General features: G+C 72.4%; 18 protein-coding genes. 8 read left to right on the top strand and 10 right to left on the bottom strand.

From position 1 onward, the window contains the following. Positions 1–318: 318 nt before the first annotated feature. The 5 genes from ABZ818_RS35615 to ABZ818_RS35595 all read right to left on the bottom strand — a co-directional run bounded on the left by ABZ818_RS35615 (position 319) and on the right by ABZ818_RS35595 (position 5,276). Entirely contained in the window at positions 319–1,506 is a 1,188-nt protein-coding gene (locus ABZ818_RS35615) for a hypothetical protein (RefSeq protein ID WP_361424200.1), read from the bottom strand. Continuing rightward, on the bottom strand, positions 1,506–2,300 hold the full coding sequence (locus ABZ818_RS35610; protein ID WP_361424197.1) for a polysaccharide deacetylase family protein: 795 nt from the start codon (positions 2,298–2,300) through the stop codon (positions 1,506–1,508). Before ABZ818_RS35610 ends, ABZ818_RS35615 begins: the two co-directional genes overlap by 1 nt. An 83-nt stretch (positions 2,301–2,383) precedes the next feature. Further along, positions 2,384–2,887, bottom strand: a complete 504-nt coding sequence (locus ABZ818_RS35605) for an ATP-binding protein (RefSeq protein WP_361424194.1) — start codon at positions 2,885–2,887, stop codon at positions 2,384–2,386. A gap of 272 nt (positions 2,888–3,159) precedes the next feature. Beyond that, complete coding sequence (locus ABZ818_RS35600) at positions 3,160–3,927, bottom strand: enoyl-CoA hydratase-related protein (protein ID WP_361424191.1); 768 nt, start codon at positions 3,925–3,927, stop codon at positions 3,160–3,162. An 89-nt stretch (positions 3,928–4,016) separates the two neighbouring features. Then, the gene (locus ABZ818_RS35595; protein WP_361424188.1) at positions 4,017–5,276 is read right to left on the bottom strand and encodes an Ig-like domain-containing protein; all 1,260 of its coding nucleotides are present in this window, start codon (positions 5,274–5,276) and stop codon (positions 4,017–4,019) included. A 492-nt stretch (positions 5,277–5,768) separates the two neighbouring features. On the opposite strand from ABZ818_RS35595, the gene glgX reads away from it, so the two are divergent. Beyond that, positions 5,769–8,030 (top strand): glycogen debranching protein GlgX, encoded by a 2,262-nt coding sequence (gene glgX, locus ABZ818_RS35590; protein ID WP_361424185.1) that lies wholly within the window; start codon positions 5,769–5,771, stop codon positions 8,028–8,030. Between the two features lie 63 nt (positions 8,031–8,093). Here glgX and ABZ818_RS35585 read toward each other — a convergent pair whose 3' ends face one another. From ABZ818_RS35585 to ABZ818_RS35570, 4 genes are read right to left on the bottom strand one after another with little or no spacing between them, the layout of a single operon-like run. Then, entirely contained in the window at positions 8,094–8,735 is a 642-nt protein-coding gene (locus ABZ818_RS35585; RefSeq protein ID WP_361424182.1) for a response regulator transcription factor, read from the bottom strand. Next, on the bottom strand, positions 8,725–9,978 hold the full coding sequence (locus tag ABZ818_RS35580) for a sensor histidine kinase (RefSeq protein ID WP_361424179.1): 1,254 nt from the start codon (positions 9,976–9,978) through the stop codon (positions 8,725–8,727). Before ABZ818_RS35580 ends, ABZ818_RS35585 begins: the two co-directional genes overlap by 11 nt. A gap of 35 nt (positions 9,979–10,013) precedes the next feature. Next, a complete protein-coding gene (locus ABZ818_RS35575; protein WP_361424176.1) occupies positions 10,014–10,763 on the bottom strand; it encodes an ABC transporter permease in 750 nt (249 codons plus the stop codon). Then, complete coding sequence (locus ABZ818_RS35570; RefSeq protein WP_361424173.1) at positions 10,760–11,662, bottom strand: ABC transporter ATP-binding protein; 903 nt, start codon at positions 11,660–11,662, stop codon at positions 10,760–10,762. Before ABZ818_RS35570 ends, ABZ818_RS35575 begins: the two co-directional genes overlap by 4 nt. 208 nt (positions 11,663–11,870) lie before the next feature. Here ABZ818_RS35570 and ABZ818_RS35565 point away from each other — a divergent pair, with 208 nt between their 5' ends. The 6 genes from ABZ818_RS35565 (at position 11,871) to ABZ818_RS35540 (ending at position 21,806) form a co-directional block, all read left to right on the top strand. Further along, the gene (locus tag ABZ818_RS35565) at positions 11,871–13,787 is read left to right on the top strand and encodes an ABC transporter ATP-binding protein (RefSeq protein ID WP_361424170.1); all 1,917 of its coding nucleotides are present in this window, start codon (positions 11,871–11,873) and stop codon (positions 13,785–13,787) included. Further along, positions 13,784–15,643 (top strand): ABC transporter ATP-binding protein, encoded by a 1,860-nt coding sequence (locus tag ABZ818_RS35560; protein WP_361424167.1) that lies wholly within the window; start codon positions 13,784–13,786, stop codon positions 15,641–15,643. The genes ABZ818_RS35565 and ABZ818_RS35560 overlap by 4 nt, the downstream gene beginning before the upstream one ends. Positions 15,644–15,658: 15 nt before the next feature. Continuing rightward, positions 15,659–17,389: an ABC transporter ATP-binding protein gene (locus ABZ818_RS35555; RefSeq protein ID WP_361424165.1), complete on the top strand. Its 1,731-nt coding sequence runs from the start codon at positions 15,659–15,661 to the stop codon at positions 17,387–17,389. Further along, complete coding sequence (locus ABZ818_RS35550) at positions 17,386–19,176, top strand: ABC transporter ATP-binding protein (RefSeq protein ID WP_361424162.1); 1,791 nt, start codon at positions 17,386–17,388, stop codon at positions 19,174–19,176. Before ABZ818_RS35555 ends, ABZ818_RS35550 begins: the two co-directional genes overlap by 4 nt. Positions 19,177–19,558: 382 nt before the next feature. Beyond that, positions 19,559–21,217 carry a M4 family metallopeptidase gene (locus tag ABZ818_RS35545; protein ID WP_361424159.1) on the top strand — a complete coding sequence of 553 codons (1,659 nt, stop codon included), beginning with the start codon at positions 19,559–19,561 and terminating at the stop codon, positions 21,215–21,217. Positions 21,218–21,287: 70 nt separating this feature from the next. Further along, complete coding sequence (locus tag ABZ818_RS35540; protein WP_361424156.1) at positions 21,288–21,806, top strand: DUF1990 domain-containing protein; 519 nt, start codon at positions 21,288–21,290, stop codon at positions 21,804–21,806. 133 nt (positions 21,807–21,939) lie between these two features. Here the strand turns inward: ABZ818_RS35540 and ABZ818_RS35535 are convergent, their stop codons facing one another. Next, entirely contained in the window at positions 21,940–24,558 is a 2,619-nt protein-coding gene (locus tag ABZ818_RS35535; RefSeq protein ID WP_361424153.1) for a glycosyltransferase family 1 protein, read from the bottom strand. Positions 24,559–24,904: 346 nt separating this feature from the next. Here ABZ818_RS35535 and ABZ818_RS35530 point away from each other — a divergent pair. Next, a partial coding sequence (locus ABZ818_RS35530) for a maltotransferase domain-containing protein (protein WP_361424150.1) occupies positions 24,905–25,627 on the top strand: 723 nt, incomplete at its 3' end.

Genomic DNA, 25,627 nt, shown 5'->3' with positions numbered 1-25,627 from the left:
GGTGGACGGTGGCGGGGATCAGTGCCACGGCCGGTAGTGCGGGTTGTTCTCGCAGCCGGCCTTGATCCTGTCGTCGAACCGGGGGCAGGCAGGGCGGCGGCCCGGGCCGCGGTCCGTGCCGGGGCCGCGGTCGTGGGGGCGGTCGGGGTCGTGGTGGCGAGGACGGCGGAGAGGGACGGCAGGGCGGCGGTGGTCCGCCGCCGCGGACGAGCGGTGATCATGCGCGGCACGATCCCGGTTCCGCGGCGGCGGACGGCGGATCGTCACCCGGTCGTGGCGTGTCCAAGCCGTGTCCGACCGGTGCCAACCCGCCGCGGGTCAACGGAAGATGCCTGTGTGCCCCAGGGAGTAGCGGCCCGGTTGGGGATACACCGCGAGGCCGTGCGGACCGCTGCCGACCTTGATGCGGGCGAGCTGGGCGCCGGTTCGGGTGTCGATGGCGTACACCTCGGAGTTGTAACGGCCCGACAGCCACAGCACCTTGCCGTCGGTGGAGACGCCGCCCATGTCGGGGCTGCCGCCGTGCGGCAGGCGCCAGTTCTTGGTCAACTTGTCCTGGGCGAAGTCGAAGACGGAGACGGTGCCCTCGCCGCGGTTGGAGATGTACATCTCGCGGGAGTCGCGGCTGACGTACAGGCCGTGGGCGCCCTTGCCGGTGGGCAGGAAGCCCGGCTTGCCGAAGGTGTCGCCGTTCAGGACCCACATCCCGTTGGCCACCATGTCGGCGATGTAGAACTTCTTGCCGTCGGGCGAGACCTTCACGTCCTGCGGCATGGCGCCGCGGAAGTCCAGCTTCTGCTGTCCGACGACCTCCATCTTCGCGGTGTCGACCTTGAGCAGTTCGGCGCTGAACTCGCAGGAGACGATGAAGTAGCGGCCGTCCAGGGAGAAGTCGGCGTGGTTGACGCCGGCGCAGGCGACCGGGACGGCCTTGACCGTCTTCATGGTGTGCGCGTCGCGGAAGACGAGCTGGTGGTCCTTGGAGGCCATGACGACGGCGTACTTGCCGTCGGGCGTGAAGTAGAGGTTGTACGGGTCGTGCACGTCGACCGGCTTGCCCGCCTTGCCGGTTCTCGGGTCGATGGGGGTCAGGGAGTTGCCGAGGTCGTTGTTGACCCACAGCGTCTTCAGGTCCCAGGACGGCACGACGTGCTGGGGCTGGTGGCCCACCGGGATGGTCTCGATGACCTTGTACGTCTCGGGGTCGATGACCGTGACGGTGTTGGAGTTGGTGTTGGGGACGTAGACGCGGGACGGGAAGTCCTTGACGACCGGGGAGAGTTTGCCCGGGCGGTCGGCGGCGTAGACGTCGGTCGGGTCGAGGACCGGCGGCATGCCGGGCAGCACGTCGGCGACCTGCTGCTGCGCGGGCCGGGCGGGCTCCTTGCTGGCGAGGGATTCGTCGGCGTGGTTCTTCGAGCCCCCGCCGGTGCAGGCGGACAGCGCGGTGAGCGCGAGGCAGGCGGCGCCGGCGGTCAGGGCCCGGGCGATGGAAGTGAGTGGCATCAGCTCAGCAGCTCCGTGGTGGTGACCGCGTGGAGGCCGCGGCGGTCGAGTTCTGTGAGTACGTCGGGGAGGGCGGTGACCGTGTCCGGGTATCCGAAGTGCAGGCTCACCACGGATCCGTTGCGGACCTCCGCCAGGACCTTGCGGGTGACGGCCGGGGCGCCGGGCCGGGTGTAGTCGAGCGAGTCGACGTCGTAGGACAGCACGTGCGGGTACCCGGCCGCCCGGGCCAGCCGCTGGACCAGCGGGGAGGCGGTCGGCGCGCGCGAGGGGCGGAACCAGGTGCCGATCGAGCCGGTGAGCCGCTTCAGCCGGTCCGCGCAGCCGGTGATCTCCGCGCGGGCGTCGGCCTCCGCCATGGCGTTGACGGCCACATGGCGCTGGGTGTGGTTGCCGAGGTCGTGGCCGCCGTCGAGGATCCGGCGGGCCAGCTGCGGATACTGGTCGAGCCAGGTGCCGACGGCGAGCACGGTGAGGCGGGCGCCGTGTTTCTCGGCCTCGGTGAGCAGGCTGCGGGCGATCTCGGGGTCGCCCTGGCCGTGGAAGGTGAGGGCGACGCGGGGCCGGTCGCGCGGGCCGTGGGTGATCTGCGCGGGCTGCCGGGGAAAGGGCCGCGGCGCGGGCGCGGCCTGCGGGGTGCCGGCGGGCGAGGACTCGGCGGAGGAGGCCGAGGATGCGGTGGCGGACGGGGCGGCGCCGGTGGAGGAACACCCGGCGGCGAGCGCGCCCCCGGCGACGAGCCCGGCACCGGCCCGCAGCACGCCGCGGCGATCGGTCGTGGTCACCCGCACCATTTAAGAGGGAAAGGGTAAGAAAACGGGCGATTCACACGTATTGATACGAGATGAGCGTCAGTCAGCTATGGCGGGTCGCGCGGTCAGCGGTCGGCCACGCGCATCTCGAACCACGTCGTCTTGCCCCGCGGCAGCAGGTCGACCCCCCAGCGGTCGGACAGCCTGTCGACGAGGAACAGGCCGCGCCCACTGATGTCCAGCTCCTGTACGGGCATCAGGCAGGGCAGCCCTCGGGAGGGATCGCGGACCTCGACGCGGAGCCACCCGCGGCGGCGGCGCATCCGCAGACCGAAGGCGCGGGCGCCGGTGTGCCGCACCGCGTTCCCGACGAGTTCGGAGACGAGCAGGACGGTGTCCTCGGCCAGTTTCGGGGACAGTCCCCACTGGCGCAGGACGACGACCTGGGCGAGCCTGCGGGCGGTGGCGGCGGATTCGGGGCGGGACGGGAGCGGAACCTCGGACTCCGTCGGATTGCCGTACAACTCCAGCGCCTTGAGCGCCCGTTCGTCCTCGACCGCGGGCGACCAGCGCGCCGCGGTCGCACGTGACTGTTCCCGCGGCTGTTCGATGCCTTCCAGCCCCGCCATGCCCCCATCATGGCCGTCCACGGCCTCCCGCGAGACCATTCCAGCGGAATACGCCCCCTGGGGGCCCTCCGCACGCGGGATTAGAACGGCATATGCCGGTGGCACATCGGGCCCGTCAGCAGCCCCGTTGACCTGGGCGGACGGATCGGTTGGAGGCAATCGACCGGCTCCCTCGGCAAGGCAGGCTCACGGCTGGCTCAAGGCTGCCACAAACCGCCCGCCGAGGGGACCGAATCAGACATCACGTCAATTGCAAGGCCCTGGGCGAGGATTCACAGGAACTTCGCCTTGCCGGGACCCTCCTCGACGAAGCTGCGCATGCCGCGCTCGCGGTCCTCCGTGGCGAACAGGCCCGCGAACCAGTTGCGCTCGATGGCGAGCCCGGTCTCGAGGTCCGTCTCCAGGCCGGCGTCGATCGACTCCTTGGCGGCGCGCAGCGCGATCGCGGGTCCCTGCGCGAGCCGGGCGGCCCAGGTGTGCGCGGCCTCGTACACCTCTGCGGCCGGGACCACGCGGTCCACCAGGCCGAGCACGAGGGCCTCGTCGGCCTTGACCTGACGGCCCGTGAAGATGAGGTCCTTGGCCCGGGAGGGGCCGATCAGCCGGGACAGCCGCTGGGTGCCGCCCGCGCCGGGGATGAGGCCGAGCAGGATCTCCGGCTGGCCGAGCTTGGCGTTGTCGGCGGCGATGCGGTAGTCCGCGCAGAGCGCGAGCTCGCAGCCGCCGCCCAGCGCGTACCCCGTGACCGCGGCGACCACCGGCTTGGGGATGCGGGCCACGGCGGTGAAGGAGTCCTGCAGGGCGCGGGCCCGCACGACCATCGCCGCGTGGTCCATCACCTGCATCTCCTTGATGTCCGCGCCGGCCGCGAACACCTTCTCGCCGCCGTAGATCACCACGGCGCGCACGTCCGCGCGGCGGGTGGCCTCCTCGGCGAGCTCCTTGATCCGGTCCTGCGTCGCGACGTCGAGCGCGTTCATGGGCGGGCGGTCCAGGCGCAGCGTGCCGACGCCCTCGGCGACTTCCAGAGATACGGTCATGACTGCAGGTTAACGCCCACTAACGGCACCCCGCCCGGTGCGGTCGATCACACCGGGCGGAGCCGTCAGCGGAGGCGTCAGGGGAAGAGTCAGGCCTTCCAGTCCTCCCAGGACATGTTCCAGCCGTTGAACCCGTTGTCCGGGGCGACCGTCCGGTCCTGGGAGTTCTTCACGACGACCACGTCGCCGATCATCGAGCGGTTGAAGAACCAGGCGGCCGGCACCCCGCTGTCGTAGCCGCCGCGCACGTCGCGCAGGCCGACGCAGCCGTGGCTGGCGTTGTAGTTGCCGAAGGCTCCGCCGCCCCAGTAGTTGCCGTGGATGAAGGTGCCCGAGGCGGTCAGGCGCATGGCGTGCGGCACGTCATCGATGTCGTACTCGCTCTTGCCGTCGGAGTCGGTGAAGCCGACCGTCGCGCCGTCCATCCGGGTCACCTTGAACTTCTCGCTGATGACCATCTGGCCGTTCCAGGTGGCGTTGCCCGGCTTGCCGGCGGTGATGGGGATGGTCCTGACGACCTTGCCCTCCCGCATGACCTTCATCGTGTGCTTCTTGGCGTCGACCACGGAGACCTGGTTGCGGCCGATGGTGAAGGAGACGGTCCTGGTCTGCTTGCCGTAGACGCCGGAGCGGCCCTCGACGCCGTCGAGGGCGAGCTTGACGGTGACCTTGGTGCCGGCCTTCCAGTAGTGCTCGGGCCGGAAGTCGAGGCGGTCGTTGCCGAACCAGTGGCCGGCGACCTCGACGGCCGGCTCGGTCTTGATCTCGATCGCCTTCTCGACGGCCTTCGGGTCCGTGATGCCCCGGGTGAAGCGGAGGGAGAACGGCATTCCGACGCCGACGGTGGAGCCGTCCTCCGGGGTGAAGTGGCCGACGAAGGTGTTCTGCGGCGTCAGCGTGGTGAAGCTGGAGTCCTCGACCGCCTCACGGCCCTCGGAGTCCTTGGCGACGGCGTGCACCGTGTACTTGGTCGACGCGGCCAGGTGGAGGTCCGGGGTCCACGCGGAGCCGTCGGCGGATATCCGCCCGGCTATCGCGGTGCCCTTGGCGTCCTTGACGACGACCTGGGTCAGCTTGCCCTTGCTCGCACCGACCTTGAGGGCGCCGCTGGTGTCGACGGACTTCGCGCCGTTCTCGGGCGCGATGGTCACGACCGCCTCCGACTGCTCGCTGCGGGCCGTCTCGGACCCCTTGCCCTTCCCCCCATTGGACGCCGGACCCTGGGCGCCGCCTCCCCCGCACGCGGTGACGGCGAGAAGCAGCACCCCGGAGGCCAGCGCCAGCAGCCCCTTGCTTCCCCGTCGTCCCCGCGCATCCACCGACGCCCCCGATATCGGCCGCACATTCACTTGTTTCTCCCCTCCCCGGGCCGGCCCCCGGCCCGTACCCCAGCGCGCCGTACGCACTCTGGCGCATATTAACCACAAGGTCAGAGGCGAGTTGTCAGGCGACTGTCACTGTTCCGTTCCAAGTCCAGCAGCTCCCGTCAACGCCGCTCGCGCCTCAACGCCGAACCGCACTCGGTTACTTCACCGCGCGGCCCGTCTTCCATTCCCCCTCGACATCCTTCAGAGGCAGTTCGACGGCGACTTGGGGCCCGGGATCAGAACTGACGGTCGGAAGTCGAGTCGGGCCTTGCCGAACCAGCCCGGCCAAGTCGGCACGGCGGCCGGTGCGGCCCCGGGAAACGTGAGTGCGAGGCAAGCTCTGGGCAGAACAGTGGGGAGGACCGCGCGACGGGGAGCCGCGACCGGGGGTCAGCCGCAGGGGGGCGGGCCGGAGGCGGACACGAGCCGGAAGAGCCGCACAGAGCGGCACAGCCGAAAAGAGGGGCCGCCCTGGTGTCCAGCGCAGCCGAGCAGGAGGCGGTGGCGGGCGGGCGCGCCGCCGACAAGGGGCGGCCGTCCGCCGCCGTGAACGGCGCGCGCCGGGCCGCGCCGCCACCCGTCGTGCCCGTGTGGCCGGGTGCGCCGACGCCGCTGGGCGCACGTTTCCGGGCGGGCCCGGGCGGGGCGGCGGGCACCGGCTTCGCGCTGTGGGCGGGCGGGGCGGAGGCGGTCGAACTGTGCCTGTTCGACGGGCCGGGCCCGGACGCGGAGGAGACGAGGGTCGCGCTGACCGAGCTGACGCACGAGACCTGGCACGGCTTCGTGCCCGGTGTCATGCCGGGGCAGCGCTACGGCTACCGGGTGCACGGCCGCTGGGACCCGTGGACGGGCGCCCGCTGGAACCCGGCGAAGCTGCTGCTCGACCCGTACGCGCGCGCGGTGGACGGTGAGTTCCGGCTGCCGCCGGAGGTCTACGGGCACGTGCGCGACTGGCCGGACCAGCAGGTCGCGGACACCGTGCGCGACGAGCGGGACTCGGCGCCGTACGTGCCCAAGGGCGTCGTGGTCCACGATGACGACGACTGGTCAGACGACCGCCGCCCCGGGACGCCGTGGGCGGATTCGGTGATCTACGAACTGCATGTGCGCGGCTTCACCAAGCTGCACCCGGGGATTCCCGAGGAACTGCGCGGGACGTACGCCGGTCTCGCCCACCCGGCGGCGATCGAGCACCTGGTGAAGCTGGGCGTGACGGCGGTGGAACTGCTGCCGGTGCACCAGTTCGCGCACGAGGACCATCTGCTGCGCCGCGGCCTGCGCAACTACTGGGGCTACAACTCGCTCGGCTACTTCGCCCCGCACGCCGGCTACGCCGCCTCCGGCACCGCGGGAGCACAGGTGGGCGAGTTCAAGCGGATGGTGCGCGCGCTGCACGCGGCCGGTATCGAGGTGATCCTCGACGTGGTCTACAACCACACGGCGGAGGCCGGCGAGTTCGGTCCGACGCTGTCCCTGAAGGGCATCGACAACCAGCGCTACTACCGCCTCCAGCCGGACGCCCGCAGGTACACCGACTACACCGGCTGCGGCAACACCCTGCACGTGGTCCAGCCGAACGTGCTGCGCCTGATCACCGACTCGCTGCGGTACTGGGTGACGGAGATGGGTGTGGACGGCTTCCGCTTCGACCTCGCTGCCGCGCTGGCCCGCGCCATGCACGACGTCGACATGCTCTCGCCGTTCCTCGCGGTCATCGCGCAGGACCCGGTGCTGCGCCGGGTCAAGCTGATCGCCGAGCCGTGGGACGTCGGCTCGGGCGGCTACCAGGTGGGCGCCTTCCCGCCGCTGTGGACGGAGTGGAACGACCGCTACCGCGACACGGTGCGGGACTTCTGGCGGCACGCGCTGCCGGACGTACGGGAGATGGGCTACCGGCTGTCCGGCTCCAGCGACCTGTACGCCTGGGGCGGCCGCCGCCCCTACGCCTCCGTCAACTTCGTCACCTCGCACGACGGTTTCACCCTGCGCGACCTGGTGTCCTACGAGCGCAAGCACAACGAGGCCAACGGCGAGGGCAACCGGGACGGTACCGACGACAACCGCTCCTGGAACTGCGGGGCGGAAGGGGAGACGGACGACGAGCGGGTGCGGGCGCTGCGGCGCGGGCAGTTGCGCAACCTCATGACCACCCTGCTGCTGTCGACGGGGGTGCCGATGCTGGTCGCGGGCGACGAGCTGGGACGCACCCAGGGCGGCAACAACAACGCCTACTGCCAGGACAACGAGACCGGCTGGCTGGACTGGAGCCTGCTGGAGGATTCCGGCTGGCGGGAGCTGGCGGAGCTGACCGCCCGTCTGATCGGGCTGCGCCACCGGCATCCGGTGCTGCGCCGCCGCGCGTTCTTCTCGGGGCGCGCGCACTCGGCGGACGGGCTGCGGGACCTGGCCTGGTTCACCCCGTGCGGCACGGAGATGACGGAAGGGGACTGGTACGCCCCCGCGGCCACCCTGGGGATGTACCTGTCCGGCCGGGACATCCCGGGCCGCGACGAGCGCGGTGACCCGATCGTCGACGACAGCTTCCTGGCGGTGCTGCACGCCGGGGACCGCCCGGTGGACTTCGTGCTGCCGGGGCCGCCGTGGGCCCGGCGGTACGAGGTGATCGTGGACACCTCGCGCGAGGAACAGGCTCGGGCGCCGGGCGTGGCGCACGCCGCGGGCGCCGCGATCACGGTGCCGGCGAGGTGCGTGCTGCTGCTCAAGGTGGCGGAATAGAAAGGCTCCAGTGCTGTGACCGGAACGGTTTTCGCGAGCCGGTGAACCTTTCCGGTCGCAGCACTAGCCGAGGATGCCCCGGTCGTACGCGACCGCGACCGCCGCCGCGCGGTCCTTGACGCCGAGCTTGGCGTACAGGTGGGTGAGGTGGGTCTTCACGGTGGCCTCGCTGATGAACAGCTCGCGGGCTATCTCCCGGTTGGAGGTGCCCTTGGCGACCAGGGCCAGCACCTCGCGCTCGCGGGCCGACAGCGGCTCGTTGCCGCGTGCGGGCGCGCGGACCGCGGAGACCAGCCGGGAGGCCACGGCCGGGGAGAGGGCCGTACGGCCCTCGGCGGCGGCGCGGACGGCGGTGAACAGCTCGTCGCGCGGGGCGTCCTTGAGCAGGTAGCCGGTCGCGCCCGCCTCGATCGCGGGCAGGGTGTCGGAGTCGGTGTCGTACGTCGTCAGGACCAGCACCTTGGCGCGGGCGCCGCGGCGGGTCAGCTCGCGGATGGCGTCCACGCCCGAGCCGCCCGGCATGCGCAGGTCCATCAGGATCACGTCCGGGTCGAGCGCCGCGGTCCGCTCCAGGGCCTCCACGCCGCCCGACGCCTCGCCGAGCACGGTGAATCCGGGCGCGGACTCGAACATGCCGCGCAGGCCGTCGCGCACGACGGGATGGTCGTCGACGATCAGCAGGGAGATCACGGCGTCATCGGTCATGGCGTACCAACGGTACGCGAGCCGAGACCGCCGTGCCGTGCCCGGGTTCCGACTCGACCGTGAGGGAGCCCGCGATGCGCTCGGCGCGGGCGCGCATGCCGTCGAGGCCGAAGCCGCCGGCGCGGGTGCGTTCGGGCACGGCGAGGAGGTCGAAGCCGTGGCCGTCGTCGCGGATGTCGAGCACGACCTCGTCACCCATGAAGGACAGGGTGACGCCGACGCGGGAGGCGCCGGCGTGCCGGGCGGCGTTGGACAGGGCCTCCTGGGTGATGCGCAGCAGGGTGGCCGCGACTTCGTCGTGCAGTTGCTCGGCGGTGCCCGTGACGGTGAAGTCGGCCCGCACGCCGATGCGTTCGCCCCACTCCACGACGGTCCGCTTGAGTGCCTCGGGCAGGCCGTTGCCGTCGAGGGCCATGGGGGCGAGGTTGTGCACGGAGCGGCGGGCCTCGCCCAGGCTGTGCCGGGCGAGGCCGAGGGCGCGGTCGACGTGCTCGCGTGCCACGGCCTCGTCCGGTGTGCCGGCGACGGCCTGGAGCTGGGCGATGATGCCGGTCAGGCCCTGGGCGAGGGTGTCGTGGATCTCGGCGGCCAGCCGCCGGCGCTCGTCGGCGACCCCGGCCTCGCGGGCCTGGACGAGGAGTTGGGCGTGCAGAGCGGCGTTCTCGTCCAGTGCTTGCTGCAAGGCTGTGTTGGTGCGCTCCAGTTCGGCGATGGCTTCGGCCTGGGTCCGGGCCCGGCCGTCCTCCAGCGCGGCAAGGTGGGCGAACAGCGTGAGCAGCATGATGTTCACCACGAGGAGTACCCCGAAGAAGACCCAGCCCATCTGCCCGCGCGGGGGCAGTCCGCCCGACTGGGAGCCTGCGACGGTCACGGCGGTGGCGAACAGGCCTGCCTTGCACAGCCGTTGCGGCAGCAGCCGGTCGGCACCGAAGTAGCCCATGTAGGCGTAGAAGGCGAACAACGGGTTCAGCCATGTGAGCGTGAAGGCGAGCGCCCAGCGCAGGACGTAGTAGGCGGCGCTCGCCTTCGACGGGCCGGGCCGGGCACGGGAGGCGCGCCCCCAGCACAGCTCCAGGGCGAAGGCCGCCACGACCAGGCCGACCGCGGCGTACTTCTTCTCGCTCGTCATGCCGACCGCGTCGGCGGCCGCCGAGGCGACCAGGGTGCCAACGGTCAGCAACCCGGCCGGCCCCCAGCGGTGGAACATCGCCCACCGCTGTTCGACCGCCTCTTTGTCGTTCATCCGACAAGTGTCGGGCATGGCGGACACCGTCCCGCTTACTCCCAGCGGAACCAGCGGGAGGCCGCCGCGGTGAGCAGCGCCGCCCACGCCGCCGTCACCCCCAGATGGGACCAGCCCGGCCAGTGGCCCTCCGCTGCCTGGTTCAGGGCCTGGGCCGCGGCGCCGAACGGGGTCCAGCCGACGATCCGGGCGAGCAGGTCCGGCATGGCCTGCACCGGCAGCCACACGCCCGCGCAGAACATCATCGGGAAGAGCGCCGCGGACCCGATCGCTCCCGCGATCCTCGTGGTGCGGGACAGCGCGGAGATCACCGCGCCCAGGGCGAGCGCGGCGAACACCGCCAGCAGCAGGGCGACGACGTAGCCGAAGGGCTGCCTCGGCAGGGTCACGTCGAAGGCGAGCCGGCCGACGGTGAGCGAGAGCAGCGCCGAGGCCAGGGCCGCGCCCCCGAACACCACCATGTGCGCGGACAGCAGGGCGGCGGGCCGGACCGGGGTGGTGGACATCCGGCGCAGGATGCCGCGTTCGCGGTGACCGGTGAGGACCTGCGGCATGCCCTGGAGCCCGCCGAGGATCAGCCCGAGCAGCACCGCGACCGGCACGTAGGCGTCGATGGGGCGCAGGCCCCCGAAGGACGGGTCGGCCTCCCGGAAGGACGGGATGGAGCCGAGGATCACCAGGAGCAGGGTGGGGAACAGCAGGATCCAGAAGATCGCGCCGGGCTCACGGCCGAACAGGCGGATCTCGGCGCGCAGTACGGCCGGGTTGACCAGGGTGTTGCTCATGCCTCGACCTCCGTCAGATCCAGGAAGGCGTCGTCGAGTGTGGCGTCGGTGACGCGGAGTTGATGGGCTGTGATGTGGTGGCGGGCGAGCAGCGTGATGACGGCGTTGACGGTCTCGTCGGTCCCGGAGAGGGTGATCCGGCCGTCCTTGCGGGTGATGGAGGCGAGTTCGGGCAGGGCGTTCAGATCACGGTCGTCCAGCGGCTCGGACGGGGTGAAGCTGATGACGGTGGCGCCGGCCGAGCACCGGATCAGGCCGTGCGGGGTGTCCAGGGCGGCGATCCGTCCCCGGTCGATGACGGCGATCCGGTCGCACAGCCGTTGCGCCTCCTCCATGAAGTGCGTGACCAGGAGGATGGTGACGCCGCGGGCCCGGACGTCCTCGATGAGCTGCCAGGTGTCGCGGCGGGCGCGCGGGTCGAGCCCGGTGGTGAGCTCGTCGAGCACGACGATCCGGGGGTTGCCGATGAGGGCGAGCGCGATGAACAAACGCTGCTTCTGGCCGCCGGAGAGCTTGGCGAAGCGGGTGGTGAGTTTCTGCTCCAGGCCGAGGCGTTCGGCCAGCGGCCGCCAGTCGGCCGGATTCGGGTAGAAGGACGCGTACAGCCGAAGCGCCTCGCGGACGGTGAGCTTGGCCTGCAACTCGCTCTGCTGGAGCTGGGCACCGAGCACGCGGGCGACCTGTTCGTGGTCCGCGACGGGGTCGAGGCCGGTGACGCGGACACGGCCCGCGTCGGGGACGCGCAGGCCCTCGACGCACTCGACGGTGGTGGTCTTGCCGGCGCCGTTCGGGCCGAGGACGCCGAAGATCTCGCCCTCCTCGACGGCGAAGGAGACGCCGTCGACGACGGTCCGGCCGCCGTAGGACTTGCGCAGTTCGCTGACTTCGATGACGGACATGGCTCAACGATCCCGGCCGGCGGGGTCCGCGCACATCGCCCGGCGCGCTCGAAGCCGCATCAGCCGATCGGTTGATGCGGCCCTACGACCGGACTGGCCCCGGCGTGGTTCCCGCGGTCGAACACGCAGGTCGTAGGACCAGCGGCGGAGTCCGGTCCGGCCAAAACTCGGTGGGAGTTGTCGGCGCCGGTCCGTAGGCTCGCCCGTGATGCCCACGACACCTGACACCCTCGAGGACCGCACCGACCGCTCCGGTCCGACCGGCCGTTCGGCCGTCCGTTCGCTGCTGCGCCTGTGGCCGTACGTGCGGCCCGTCCGCGTACGGCTGTTCACCGCCGCGTTCATCGCGGTCGTCGCCTCCTGCGTGGGGCTGGTGATCCCGCTCGTCCTGAAGTGGATGGTGGACGGGCCGATCGCCGACCGGGATCCGCGCGGCGTGTGGCTCGGCGCGCTGTACCTGCTGCTGCTCGGGGTCGGGGAGGCGCTGCTGTTCGGGCTGCGGCGGTGGCTGGTGGCGCGGCCGCTGTCGAACGTCGAGGCGGAGATGCGGGCGGACCTGTTCCGGCATCTGCAACGGCTGCCGGTCGCCTTCCACGACCGTTGGGCGTCCGGGCAGTTGCTGTCCCGGGGCACGACGGACCTGATGCTGCTGCGCATGTTCCTCGCCTTCCCGTTGACGTTCCTGCTGGTCAACGGGGTCACGATCCTCGTGGGCGTGGTCATCATGCTGATGCAGGACTGGACGCTGGGGCTGGTGATGCTGGCGCCCGCCGTGCCGCTGATCGCGTTGAGCGCGGTCTTCGAGAAGCGGTACGCGCATGTGGCGCGGCTGGCGCAGGACCAGGTCGGGGACCTGACGACGGTGGTCGAGGAGAGCGTGCTCGGCATCCGCGTCATCAAGGGGTTCGGCCGGCACCGCAGTCAGGCGCGGGCGTTCCGCGACCTGTCGCGGACCCTGCGGGGCACGGAGTTGCGCAAGGCCCGTCTGCTGGCGGCCATCTGGGCGGTCATCATGACCCTGCCGGAGGTGGCCATCGGGGCCACGCTGGTGGTGGGCGCGGTGCAGGTCGCCTCGGGCGGTCTTTCGGCGGGGACGCTGGTCGCCTTCCTGTCCACGGCACTGGCCCTGCGCTGGCCGGTGGAGTCGATCGGCTTCCTGCTGGCGATGAGCCAGGAGGCGGCGACGGCGACCGAGCGGTACTTCGAAGTGATGGACGAGGAACCGGAGTCCGGGGAGCCGTCGGTGCGCGGCGCGCGTACGCCAGTGCGGGGCGGCGGCTCGCGCGGCCCGGCGTCGCCGGACCCGGCGCGCGAAGGGCTCCGCTTCGACAACGTCCGCTTCCGCTACCCCGACGCCCCGCCCGGCTCCCAGCCCCTCCTGGACTGTATCGACCTGCACATCCGCCCCGGTGAGTCGATGGCCCTGGTCGGGGCGACCGGAAGCGGCAAGACGACCCTGACGGCGCTCGCCCCCCGCCTCCACGAGGTGACCTCGGGCCGGATCACGCTGGACGGCGAGGACATCACCGCGATGTCCCGCGAGGAACTGCGCTCGCTGGTCGCGGTGGCCTTCGAGGAGCCGACCCTGTTCTCGGCGAGCGTCGGCGACAACGTCCTGATGGGCTCCGACGGCAGCGCCGGGGACGCCGAACTGGACCGCGCGCTGTCCGTCGCCCAGGCCGGATTCGCGCACACCCTCCCCCAGGGCACCGCGACCCAGGTGGGCGAGCAGGGCCTCAGCCTCTCCGGCGGCCAGCGGCAGCGCCTCGCGCTGGCCCGTGCCGTCGTCGGGCGGCCCCGGTTCCTGATCCTGGACGACCCGCTGTCCGCCCTGGACGTGCACACCGAGGCGGCGGTGGAGGCGGCCCTGCGCCAGGTCCTGGCCGACACCACCGCCCTGATCGTGGCGCACCGCCCCTCCACGGTCCTGCTCGCCGACCGGGTCGCCCTGCTCTCCGACGGCCGCATCACCGCCGTGGGCACCCACCACGAACTGCTGCGCACCAACGCCGAGTACGCCCATCTGATGTCGGGCGGACGCTCGCCGGAAGAGCCGGAAGAACAGCAAGGACCGCAGGGACCGCAAGGACCGCAAGGACCGCAAGAAGAGGACGACGAGCGATGACGGCCCCCACGAAGCCCGTACCGGCCACCAGGGACGAGCAGGACCCGCCGCGCCCCGAGGGCACCGGCGACCCCTTCGACCGCGACGTCCTGCCCACTCCCCCGGGCGCCACCTCCGCCCTGCTGCGCTCGCTGCTCGCCCCCATGAAGGCCCGGGTCGCCGGCACCACGCTCCTGCTGCTGCTCCAGCAGGCGGCCGTCCAGGCGGGCCCGCTGCTGGTGGCGTACGCGATCGACACCGCCGTACCGGCGTTCCGCGACCACGACAGCGGCCCGCTGGTCGCGGTGGCGGTCGGCTATCTGCTGTGCGCGCTCACCTCCGGCGCGCTCCAGTGGGCGTTCATCATCGCCTCGGCCCGGGTCAGCCAGGACGTGCTGCTGGATCTGCGGGGCCGGATCTTCCGCCATGGGCAGGCGCTCAGCGTGGACTTCCACGAGCGCTACACCTCGGGCCGGCTGATCTCCCGCTCCACCACGGACGTGGAGTCGCTGCGCGAACTGCTCAGCGAAGGGCTCGACGAGCTCGTCTCGGTCGTACTGTCCTTCGTCTGCATCTCGGCGATGCTGCTGTGGCTGGACCTGGGGCTCGGCGCGGTGGCGGTGGCGTCCTTCGCGCCGCTGTACCTGCTGATCCGGGCGTACCGACGGCGCGCGGGGCGGGTGTTCCAGGAGCGGTCGACGGCGATCGCCGCGGTGATCGTGAAGTTCGTGGAGACGATGAACGGCATCCGGCCGGTGCGCGCGTTCCGCCGCGAGGCCGCCAACGACGCCGGCTTCCGCGTCCTGAACCGGCGCCACGAGCGCACCAACGGCGACGCCCTGCTGGAGATGGCCCGCTATGTCGTCAGTTCCCGGCTGGTGGCCAACACGACGGTCGCGGTGATCGTGCTGTGGGGTGCCTACCGGGTGGCGGACGGCTCGCTGGAGCTGGGGGTGCTGGCGGCGGCGGTGCTGTACCTGCGCCGGCTGTACGACCCGATCGACCGGCTCGGCATGTTCCTCAACTCCTACGAGTCGGCGGCCGCCTCGCTGGAGAAGATCGCGGGTTTGCTCGCGCAGACACCGTCCGTGCCCGAGCCGACGGCACCCCGGCCGCTCCCGGCGCCGAGGTCGGACCTGCCCGGCCGAGAGGTGGTCTTCGACGGGGTCAGCTTCGGCTACCGCACCGGCGGCGAGGTACTGCCCCGCTTCGAACTGGTCGTCCCGGCCGGGCAGACCGTCGCCGTGGTCGGCTCCACCGGCGCGGGCAAGACCACCCTGGCCAAGCTGCTGGCCCGCTTCTACGACCCCTCCGCCGGGCGCGTGCTGCTCGACGGGGTGGACCTGCGCGAACTCGGCGTGACCGAACTGCGGCGCGGGGTCGTCATGGTGACGCAGGAGGCCTTCCTGTTCTCCGGCACGGTCGCGGAGAACATCGCGATCGGCCGCCCGGACGCCACCCGTGAGGAGATCGAGCAGGCGGCGAAGGCGATCGGCGCGCACGACTTCATCAGCGCCCTGCCCGACGGCTACGACACGGACGTACGCAAGCGGGGCGGCCGCATCTCCGCGGGCCAGCGGCAACTTGTCTCCTTCGCACGGGCGTTGCTCGCCGATCCGGCGGTGCTCATCCTCGACGAGGCGACCAGCTCGCTGGACATCCCGGGCGAGCGGGCGGTGCAGACGGCGATGGCCACGGTGCTGCGGGGGCGTACGGCGGTGGTGATCGCCCACCGGCTGTCCACCGTGGAGATCGCGGACCGGGTGCTGGTGATGGAGCACGGCCGGATCGTGGAGGACGGCGCACCGGCCGAACTCGCCGCGGGCACGGGCCGCTTCGCCGACCTGCACCGCGCCTGGCGCGACAGCCTGGCCTGAGGGGACGGGCACACGGTGATCGACGCGTACGAAGATCCCGGGACACCCGACTGCCGGGGCGGATGGCGGTACCTGTGGTGGCTGGTGATGTGCCAGCCGGGCCGGTCGGCGGCAGGGGCGGTGCTGGCCAGCGCGTGGATGGTGCTCCTCGCGGCGACGCCCTATCTGATGTCCCGGGCGATCGACGACGGGCTCCAGCCGGGGAACATGGCCGCGCTGGCCGGCTGGACCGGGCTGCTCTTCGTGGTCGGGGCGTTCAACGCCTGGCTGAGCGCCATGCGGCACCGCACGATGACCCGGGTGCGGATGGACGCCAACTTCCGCACCGTCAAGGTCGTCGTCGACCACGTCGTCCGGCTGGGCGCCGCGCTGCCGCGCCGGGTCGGGGCCGGTGAGGTGGTCACGATCGGCGTCGGCGACGTCCAGACGATCAGCACGTGCCTGACCGTGGTCGGTCCGGGGGTGGGCTCGGTCGTCATCTACGCGGTCGTGGCCGGGCTGCTGCTGTCGGTCTCGGCGCAACTGGCGGCCGTCGTCCTGCTGGGGGTGCCGCTGATCGCGGTGCTGGTGGGGCCGCTGATGCGGCGGTTGCAGGGCGCGGAGGGCGAGTACCGGGAGCGGCAGCGCGTGCTGACCGCGCGGATCGACGACCTCGCGGGCGGGCTGCGGGTGCTCAACGGGCTCGGCGGCAAGGGGCTGTTCGCGGACGCCTTCCGCCGCGACTCGCAGCGGCTGCGGGCGCAGGGCTACCGGGTGGGCGCGGTGACCAGTTGGATGCAGGCCCTCGGGGTGGGCCTGCCGACCCTGTTCCTGGCCGTGGTGACCTGGCTGGCGGCCCGGCTGGCCGCCCAGGGGCGGATCACGGTGGGCGAACTGGTGTCGGTGTACGGCTATGTGGCGGTACTGGTGGGGCCGGTGGCGTTCTTCGTCGACCTGGGCTACCAGCTCAGCCGGGGCGTGGTCGCCGCCCGCCGGGTGGCACGGCTGTTGCGGGTGCAACCGGAGGAGGACACCGGAACGCACGACGGACCGGCCGAACCGGCGGTGCTGTACGACCCGGTCTCCGGGGTCCGGGTGCCGCCGGGCCGGCTGACCGCGCTGGCCGGGGCCCGGCCCGACGACACGGCGGCCGTGGTGGACCGCCTGGGCCGGTACGAGCCGTCCGCGGCGACCTGGGGCGAGGCGCGGCTCGACGCGATCGGGCTGCCCCGGATCCGGGAGCGGATCCTGGTCGCCGACAACGAAGCGGACCTGTTCGCCGGGACCCTGCGGGAGCTGGTGTGCGGGCGCCGGGAGCGCGAGGACGCCGATGTGGCACGGGCGGTGCGTGCCGCCGTCGCCGAGGACATCGTGCAGGGGCTGCCGGACGGCCTCGGCTCGGCCGTGACCCCCCAGGGCCGCAGCCTCTCCGGCGGTCAGCGGCAGCGGGTCCGGCTGGTGCGGGCGCTGCTGGCCGATCCGGAGGTGCTGCTGGCGGTGGAGCCCACCTCGGCGCTCGACGCGCACACCGAGGCCGCGGTCGCGGACCGGCTGCGCGGGGCCCGCGAGGGCCGTACGACGGTCGTCACGACCACCTCCCCGCTGGTGCTGGACCGCGCCGACACCGTCCACTACCTGGTCGACGGCAAGGTCGCGGCCAGCGGCAGCCATCGCGAACTCCTCGACGCGGAGCCGGGTTACCGGGCGCTGGTGGCGCGCGACACCGGGGACGGCGACGCCCTGACCGCGCAGGAGGCCGCACGGTGACGGATCGGGTTCCGGGGCGGCTGCCGGTCGCCGAACCGGCGGACGTACGACGAGCGGCCCTGCGGCTGGTCCGGGCCGACCGGCGGGCCTTCGCGGCCGTTCTGGCGCTGAACGCGCTGGCCGCCGTCGCCGGCCTCGCCGGGCCCTGGCTGCTCGGCCGGATCGTGGACCACGTCCGGGCCGGGGGCGGGGTCGGCGCCGTGGACCGGATGGCGCTCGCCATCCTGGTGTGCGCGCTGGCGCAGTTGCTGATCGCGCGCTGGGCCCGGTACGTGGGGCACCGCTTCGGCGAGCGCACGCTGGGCCGGGTGCGCGAGGAGTTCGTCGGCCGGGCGCTGAGCCTGCCCGCGTCGGTGGTGGAGCGGGCCGGAACCGGCGATCTGACCACGCGCGGCACCGCCGACGTGGCCACGGTGGGCACGACCCTGCGGGACGTCGGGCCCGAGCTGCTGGTGTGCGGCATGGAGGCGCTGTTCGTGCTGGTCGCGGTGTTCGTGCTCGACCCGCTGCTGGGCGTCGTCGGAGTGCTGGCGCTGACCCCGATCTGGTTCGCGCTGCGCTGGTACCTGCGCCGGGCGCGGGACGGCTATCTCGCGGAGGGCGCGGCCACCTCCGAGGTCGCCGAGGTCCTCGCGACGACCGCCTCCGGGGCCCGTACCGTCGAGGCGTTCCGGCTGGCCGGGCGGCGGGTTACGGCAAGCCGGGACGCGCTGGAGACGTCCCGGCGCACCCGCCTGTACACGCTGTTCCTGCGCAGCGTGTTCTTCCCGGTGGTGGAGGTGTCGTACATCCTGCCGGTGGCCGGGGTGCTGCTGGTGGGCGGTGTGCTGCACGGGCGGGGGACGGTGAGCCTGGGCGCGGTGGTGGCCGCAGCGCTGTATCTGCGGCAGTTCACCGAGCCCCTCGACCAGATCCTGATGCGCGTGGAGCAACTGCAGAGCAGCGGGGCCTCCTTCGCCCGGGTGGAGGGCCTGGCACGGGCCCCGGAGGCCGTTCCGGGCGGCTCGCCTGAACCGGCGGGCGACCGCATCGACGTGACCGGGGCGCGCTATGCCTACGAGCGGGGCGGCGAGGTGCTGCGCGGGGTCGACCTGACGGTGCGGCCCGGGGAGCGGCTGGCCGTGGTCGGGCCGTCCGGCGCGGGCAAGACCACGCTGAGCAGGCTGCTGGCCGGTGTCGACGCGCCGACGGCGGGCTCGGTCACCGTGGGCGGGGTGCCGGTCGCCGGTCTGGAGCCGGAGCGGCTGCGCCGCCAGGTCGTCCTGGTCACCCAGGAGCACCATGTGTTCCTCGGCACGGTCCGTGACAACCTGCGGATCGCCGAACCCGCCGCCACCGACGAGGAGTTGTGGTCGGCCCTCGCGGCCGTGGGGGCCGACGCCTGGGTGCGGGAACTACCGAACGGCCTGGACACCGGGCTGGGTGCGGCCGGTCACCGCACCGACGGCTCGCAGGCGCAGCAACTCGCCCTCGCCCGTGTGGTGCTGGCCGACCCGCACACCCTGATCCTGGACGAGGCCACGGCGTTGCTCGACCCGGCCACGGCGCGCCACACCGAGCGGGCCCTCGCCGCCGTCCTCCGGGGCCGCACGGTCATCGCCATCGCCCACCGCCTCCACACCGCGCACGACGCCGACCGGGTCGCCGTCATGGAGGACGGCCGTCTGACCGAACTGGGCACCCACGACGACCTGGTGGCCTCCGGCGGGGCGTACGCGGCCCTGTGGCACACCTGGCACGGGAACGGCGCGGCACCGTCGGGCGAGGGCGGCACCGCGGTGCCGTAGCGGCCGTCGCGGGGTCGCCCGCGGCCGTGTGACGGGCCGTCGAACCCTCGGATTTCGGTCGACATCGCGCCCTCCTGTCAGGGTGACCTCCGAGTCGATCCGGCCGCCCGGACGGCTGAAAATCGCGCCTCCCGCAGCCCATCCGGCGGTCGGGACCTCGCGTGCCGTCTCCGAGGTCCAAGGCGTCCGCGGAAGCCCTTCATGACGCCGCAACATTTACCGGACAGTCATTTTTCAGCCAACATCACTTCGGGGCGCTGACATGTACGCGTCGTTGGTGCCACTCTTCCTCCACTCGCCGCACGAGCACAGCACCCTCACTCCCCCGATCCGGGCCGGCAGCCCCACGCCATACCGGATCACCCCCACATAAGGAGCTTGTGTGACTCCCCGCTACGCGCGTCACAAGCGCATCACTCTGGCCGTCGCCACCGCTGTCGCCGCCGGAGCCCTCCTCAGCACCGGTCTGACCACCAGTGCCTCGGCCCAGACCACGGCCGAATCCACCGGCGCGGCCAACCTCGCCGCCGCCCCCACCTTCCTGACCTCCGCCGCCCGCACCTCCCTGATCCAGCAGGCGCAGGCCGACGCCTCCGGGACCGCCCAGGAGATAGGCCTCGGCGCGAAGGAGGAGCTGGTCGTCAGGGACGTCGTCCAGGACGCCGACGGCACGGTGCACACCCGCTACGAGCGCACCTACGCCGGTCTGCCCGTCCTCGGCGGCGACCTGGTCGTCCACACCTCCAAGGCCGGCAAGACCCAGGGCGTGACCAGAGCGACCAAGGCGGCCATCAAGGTCGCCACGCTCACCCCGAAGGTCGCCACCGCCAAGGCCGAGAAGCAGGCGGTGACCCTGGCCCAGGCCGCCGGCTCGGAGAAGGCCACCGCCGACCAGGCCCCACGCAAGGTCATCTGGGCGGGCGACGGCACACCGGTCCTCGCCTACGAGACGGTCGTCGGCGGCCTGCAGGAGGACGGCACGCCGAACCAGCTGCACGTCATCACCGACGCGGCCACCGGCAAGACGCTCTTCGAGTACCAGGGCATCGAGACCGGCACCGGCAAGACCCTGTACTCGGGCACCGTCAGCCTCACCACCACCCTGTCGGGGTCGACGTACCAGCTGTACGACACCACCCGCGGCGGTCACAAGACGAACAACCTGGCGGGGAAGACCTCCGGCACCGGCACCCTGTTCACCAACACCACCGACGTGTGGGGCACCGGCACCGCCTCCAGCTCCGTCAACGACCAGACGGCTGCCGCGGACGCCGCCTACGGCGCCCAGACGACGTGGGACTTCTACAAGAACACCTTCGGCCGCAACGGCATCAAGAACAACGGCGTGGGTGCCTACTCCCGGGTCCACTACGGCAACAACTACGTCAACGCCTTCTGGGACGACAGCTGCTTCTGCATGACCTACGGCGACGGCTCGGGCAACACCCACCCGCTGACCTCGCTGGACGTCGCCGGCCACGAGATGAGCCACGGCGTCACCTCCAACACCGCCCGCCTGAACTACTCGGGCGAGTCCGGTGGACTGAACGAGGCCACCTCCGACATCTTCGGCACCGGCGTGGAGTTCTACGCCAACAACGCGTCCGACCCCGGTGACTACCTCATCGGCGAGAAGATCAACATCAACGGCAACGGCACCCCGCTGCGCTACATGGACAAGCCCAGCAAGGACGGCGGCTCCGCCGACTACTGGTCCTCCACCGTGGGCAGCAAGGACGTGCACTACTCGTCCGGCGTCGCGAACCACTTCTTCTTCCTCCTCGCGGAGGGCAGCGGCGCGAAGACGATCAACGGCGTCAGCTACAACTCGCCGACGTACAACGGCGCCACGGTCACCGGCATCGGCCGCGCCAAGGCGCTGCAGATCTGGTACAAGGCGCTGACCACGTACATGACGTCGACCACCAACTACAAGGCCGCCCGCACGGCGACCCTGAACGCGGCGTCGGCGCTGTACGGCTCCGGCAGCACCGAGTACAACACGGTCGCGGCGGCCTGGACCGCGGTCAACGTGACCTGATCTGCGGCTGGTTGACCGGCGCGGCCCCCGGGAGGACACCCCTCCCGGGGGCCGCCCTACGCTTGGGGCCATGTCGACGGCACATTTCACCTACGAGGAGGTCGGCGCGACCCGCGAGCAGGGTCACTGCCCGCCCGGCTTCCACCCTCTGCACGTGCGCACCCGCATAGGCGAGGGCGAGGAGGTGTTCCGCCGGGCCTCCGAGGCCGTGATGACGTGGGAGATGCACCGCGCCCTGGGCGTCGGCATCGAGGCGAGCGCCGACCGGGCCGCGCCCGGCATCGACGTCACCGTCACCCTCGCCGGCGTCGTCAGGGCCCCCTGCCGCGTGGTCTGGACGGAACAGGAGCCCCGCCGCGCCGGCTGGGCCTACGGCACCCTGCCCGGCCATCCGGAGTGTGGCGAGGAGTCCTTCCTGGTGGACCGCACGGGCGACGGCACCGTCTGGCTCACCGTGACCGCGTTCAGCCGCCCGGCCAAGTGGTACGCCCGAGCGGCCGGCCCGGCCACCCGCGGCCTCCAACACGCCTACGCCCGCCGCTGCGGAACAACCCTGCGCAAACTGTGCGCCGACATCCCGGAGCCGTAAGCCGACCCGACCGCCCCGTGACAGCGCCCACGCGCCGAACCCCAAGCCCGGGGAAACGGCACCCTGACCCGCACGACGAGGGCCGGGGCCCGGGCGCAGGGCGTCCCAAGGTCCGGGAGGCCGGGCGGACCGGTCAGCGCAGTAGTACCCCCGCCTTCTCGCCGGCCTCCTCCGGTGGGGTGGTCATCAGGCCCAGTTCCGCGTTGGAGGCGAGGAAGCGGTGGGTGGGGAGGATGCGGACCGTGTAGCCGTAGGGGCCGGTGCGGTCCAGGGACAGGGGGCCCTCGTACACCCAGCGGCCGTCGGAGTCGGGAGCGCCCGCGGGTTTCAGCGGGACGGCGGTGGCGTCGGTGATGCGGTCCTCCTCGTCCACCCGGCCCGAGACGGCCTGCACCTCCACGTCGTCCGGGCCGAGGCTGCCCAGCCCCACACGCACCCGCAGGCCGAGGGTGGCACCGAGTTCGGCGGTGGCCGTACTGGCCGAGGTCTCCACGTGGTCGACGGTCACCTCGTGCCACGCCGAACGCACCCGCGCCTTCCACGCCGCGAGCTCACGCGCAGCGTCCGGGCCGAGGGCGCGGTGGGCCTGGGCGGCGGGAGCGTACAGCCGCTCCACGTACTCGCGGACCATGCGGCCCGCCAGCACCTTCGGGCCGAGCAGGGACAGGGTCCTGCGGACCATCTCGATCCACCGCTCGGGCAGCCCGTCCCGGCCGTGCTCGTAGAAGCGGGGCGCCACCCGCTGCTCCAGCAGGTCGTACAGCGCGGCGGCCTCGACGTCGTCGCGGTGGTCCGGGTCGGTGCCCGCCCCGTCCGCGGTCGGGATGGCCCAGCCGAAGTCCGGCTGGAACCACTCGTCCCACCAGCCGTCCAGCACGGACAGGTTCAGACAGCCGTTGAGCGCGGCCTTCATCCCGGAGGTCCCGCACGCCTCCAGCGGCCGCAGCGGGTTGTTCAGCCAGACGTCGCAGCCGTGGTAGAGCTTCTGCGCCATCGCCATGCCGTAGTCCGGCAGGAAGACGATCCGGTGGCGCACCCGCGGGTCGTCGGCGAAGCGGACCAGCTCCTGGATGAGCCGTTTGCCGCCGTCGTCCGCCGGGTGCGCCTTGCCCGCGACCACGATCTGCACCGGCCGCTCGGGGTGCAGCAGCAGGTCCATCAGCCGGTCCCGGTCACGCAGCATCAGCGTCAGCCGCTTGTACGACGGGACCCGGCGCGCGAAGCCGATCGTCAGCACCTCCGGGTCGAGGACGCCGTCGATCCAGCCCAGCTCGGCGGTCCCGGCGCCGCGCTGCCGCCAGGCGGCCCGCAGCCGGCCGCGCACCTCCGTCACCAGCTGCTCGCGCAGTTCGCGGCGCAGCTCCCAGACATCCAGGTCGGAGATGTCGGCGACGGCGTCCCAGCGGTCGGAGTCGCCCACGGTCAGCGCGTCCTCGGTGCGCTGGGCGCCGACCTGCCGGGCGCCGAGCCGGAACACCTCCGGGGCCACCCAGGTCGGGGCGTGCACTCCGTTGGTCACCGAGGTGATCGGCACCTCCTCGGGGTCGAATCCCGGCCACAGTCCGGCGAACATCTCCCGGCTGACCCTCCCGTGCAGCAGCGAGACGCCGTTGGCGCGCTGCGCCAGCCGGAGGCCCATCACCGCCATGTTGAACAGGTTCGGCTCGCCGCCGGGGTACGTCTCCATGCCCAGCCGCAGGATCCGCTCGACGTCGATGCGGGGCAGCTCGGCGTCGGGCCCGAAGTGTCGGGCGACCAGCTCCCGGTCGAAGCGGTCGATCCCGGCCGGGACGGGTGTGTGGGTGGTGAAGACGGTCGCCGCGCGCACCGCCTCCAGGCCCGAGTCGAAGTCCAGCCCCCGGTCGCACAGCTCGGCGATGCGCTCCAGGCCGAGGAAGCCCGCGTGGCCCTCGTTGGTGTGGAAGACCTCCGGCTCGGGATGGCCCGTGAGCCGGCAGTACGTCCGCACCGCCCGCACCCCTCCTATGCCCAGCAGCATCTCCTGAAGGAGCCGGTGCTCGCTGCCGCCGCCGTAGAGCCGGTCGGTCACCCCGCGCTCGCCGAGGTCGTTCTCCTCGACGTCGGAGTCCAGCATCAGCAGCGGAATCCGGCCGACCTGGGCGACCCAGATCCGGGCGTGCAGGGCCTTGCCGCCGGGCAGCGCCAGCGAGACCCGCGCCGGGGCGCCGTCGGACTCCTTCAGCAGGGTGACGGGCAGCTCGTTGGGGTCCAGGACCGGGTAGTGCTCCTGCTGCCAGCCGTCCCGGGACAGGGTCTGCCGGAAGTAGCCGTGCCGGTACAGCAGCCCCACCCCGATCAGCGGCACGCCGAGGTCGCTGGCCGCCTTCAGATGGTCGCCGGCGAGGATGCCGAGCCCGCCGGAGTACTGCGGCAGCGCGGCCGTGATGCCGAACTCGGGCGAGAAGTAGGCGACCGCGGCGGGCAGGCCCTCGGACCGGTCCTGGTACCAGCGGTCACCGGTCACGTAGTCGTGCAGGTCGTCGGCGGCGGCGGTCAGCCGGCGCAGGAAGCGGCGGTCGCCGGCCAGCTCGGTCAGCCGCGCGGGACGCACACTGCCGAGCAGGCGTACGGGGTCGCCGCCCGATGAGGCCCAGCGCTCGGGGTCGACGGACTGGAAGAGGTCACGGGTCTCGGCGTGCCAGGACCAGCGCAGGTTGCGGGCCAGCTCGCTGAGCGGGCGCAGGGGCTCGGGGAGAACGGGACGGACGGTGAACCGACGGATCGCCTTCACATGCCACCTCGGCGCGTTCGCTGGATGGACGCACTGCGCTGTGCGCCCCGTCACACAAAACCGTACCGGTCCGAGTGCGGGCACCGCCGGGTTCGGACACTGTCCGACATCGACCTGAACAGACCGGTTCGCCCCTTGCGGCGTCCGTGTCCGGACTGGACCGGTCTTGTGTGTGGACATACGCGCGAGTAGTTAACAAAGTACCGGAATGCTCACCCGAATAGGGTGGGAAGGCTCCTCCGGTACACCGAAAGCAGGACCAGACGCAGTACCCCGCAGAACCCAGCAGGACCCACCTCCCCACACACATCCGCCCACACCCTCGTTGACGCGGACAGGAGCGGTCATGCCCGCCACGCACCACCCGGCAGCATCACGGACAACCAGCAAGAGCAGCACTGGCGACGCCTCCGGCCGGCCCGGCGCCGGCGGCGCGCCGGCCCCCCACCAGGACGCCGCCCGGCAGACCCCGACGGCCCCGGAACCGCCCCCCACGGGCGGCGCCACGGCCGTCGGCCGGATACCCGTCCTCGACGTCCGCCCGGTCGTCCAGCACGGCCGCAGGCCCGCCAAGGCGGTGACCGGAGAATCGTTCGAGATCTCGGCCACCGTCTTCCGCGAGGGTCACGACGCCGTGGCCGCGAACGTCGTCCTGCGCGATCCGCGGGGCCGCCCCGGCCCATGGACGCCGATGCGCGAGCTGGCACCCGGCACCGACCGCTGGGGCGCCACCGTGACCGCCGGCGAGCCCAGCCACTGGACGTACCAGGTGGAGGCCTGGGCGGATCCGGTGGCCACCTGGCGGCACCACGCGCAGATCAAGATCCCCGCCGGCCTGGACACCGACCTGGTCCTGGAGGAGGGCGCGCGCCTGTACGAGCGCGCCGCCTCCGGAATGCCCCGGGACGACGGCGGCCGGGACACCGTCCTGGCCGCCGTGGCGGCGCTGCGGGACGAGAACCGGCCGGCCGCGGCCCGGCTGGCGGCGGCGTTGACGCCGGAGGTGGACGCGGTCCTGGCCCGGCATCCGCTGCGGGAGCTGGTCACCGCCTCCGAACCGCTCGACCTG

It is taken from the genome of Streptomyces sp. NPDC047453 (assembly GCF_040643155.1).
Taxonomy (GTDB): domain Bacteria; phylum Actinomycetota; class Actinomycetes; order Streptomycetales; family Streptomycetaceae; genus Streptomyces.
This window is presented reverse-complemented; position numbering and strand designations above follow the sequence as displayed.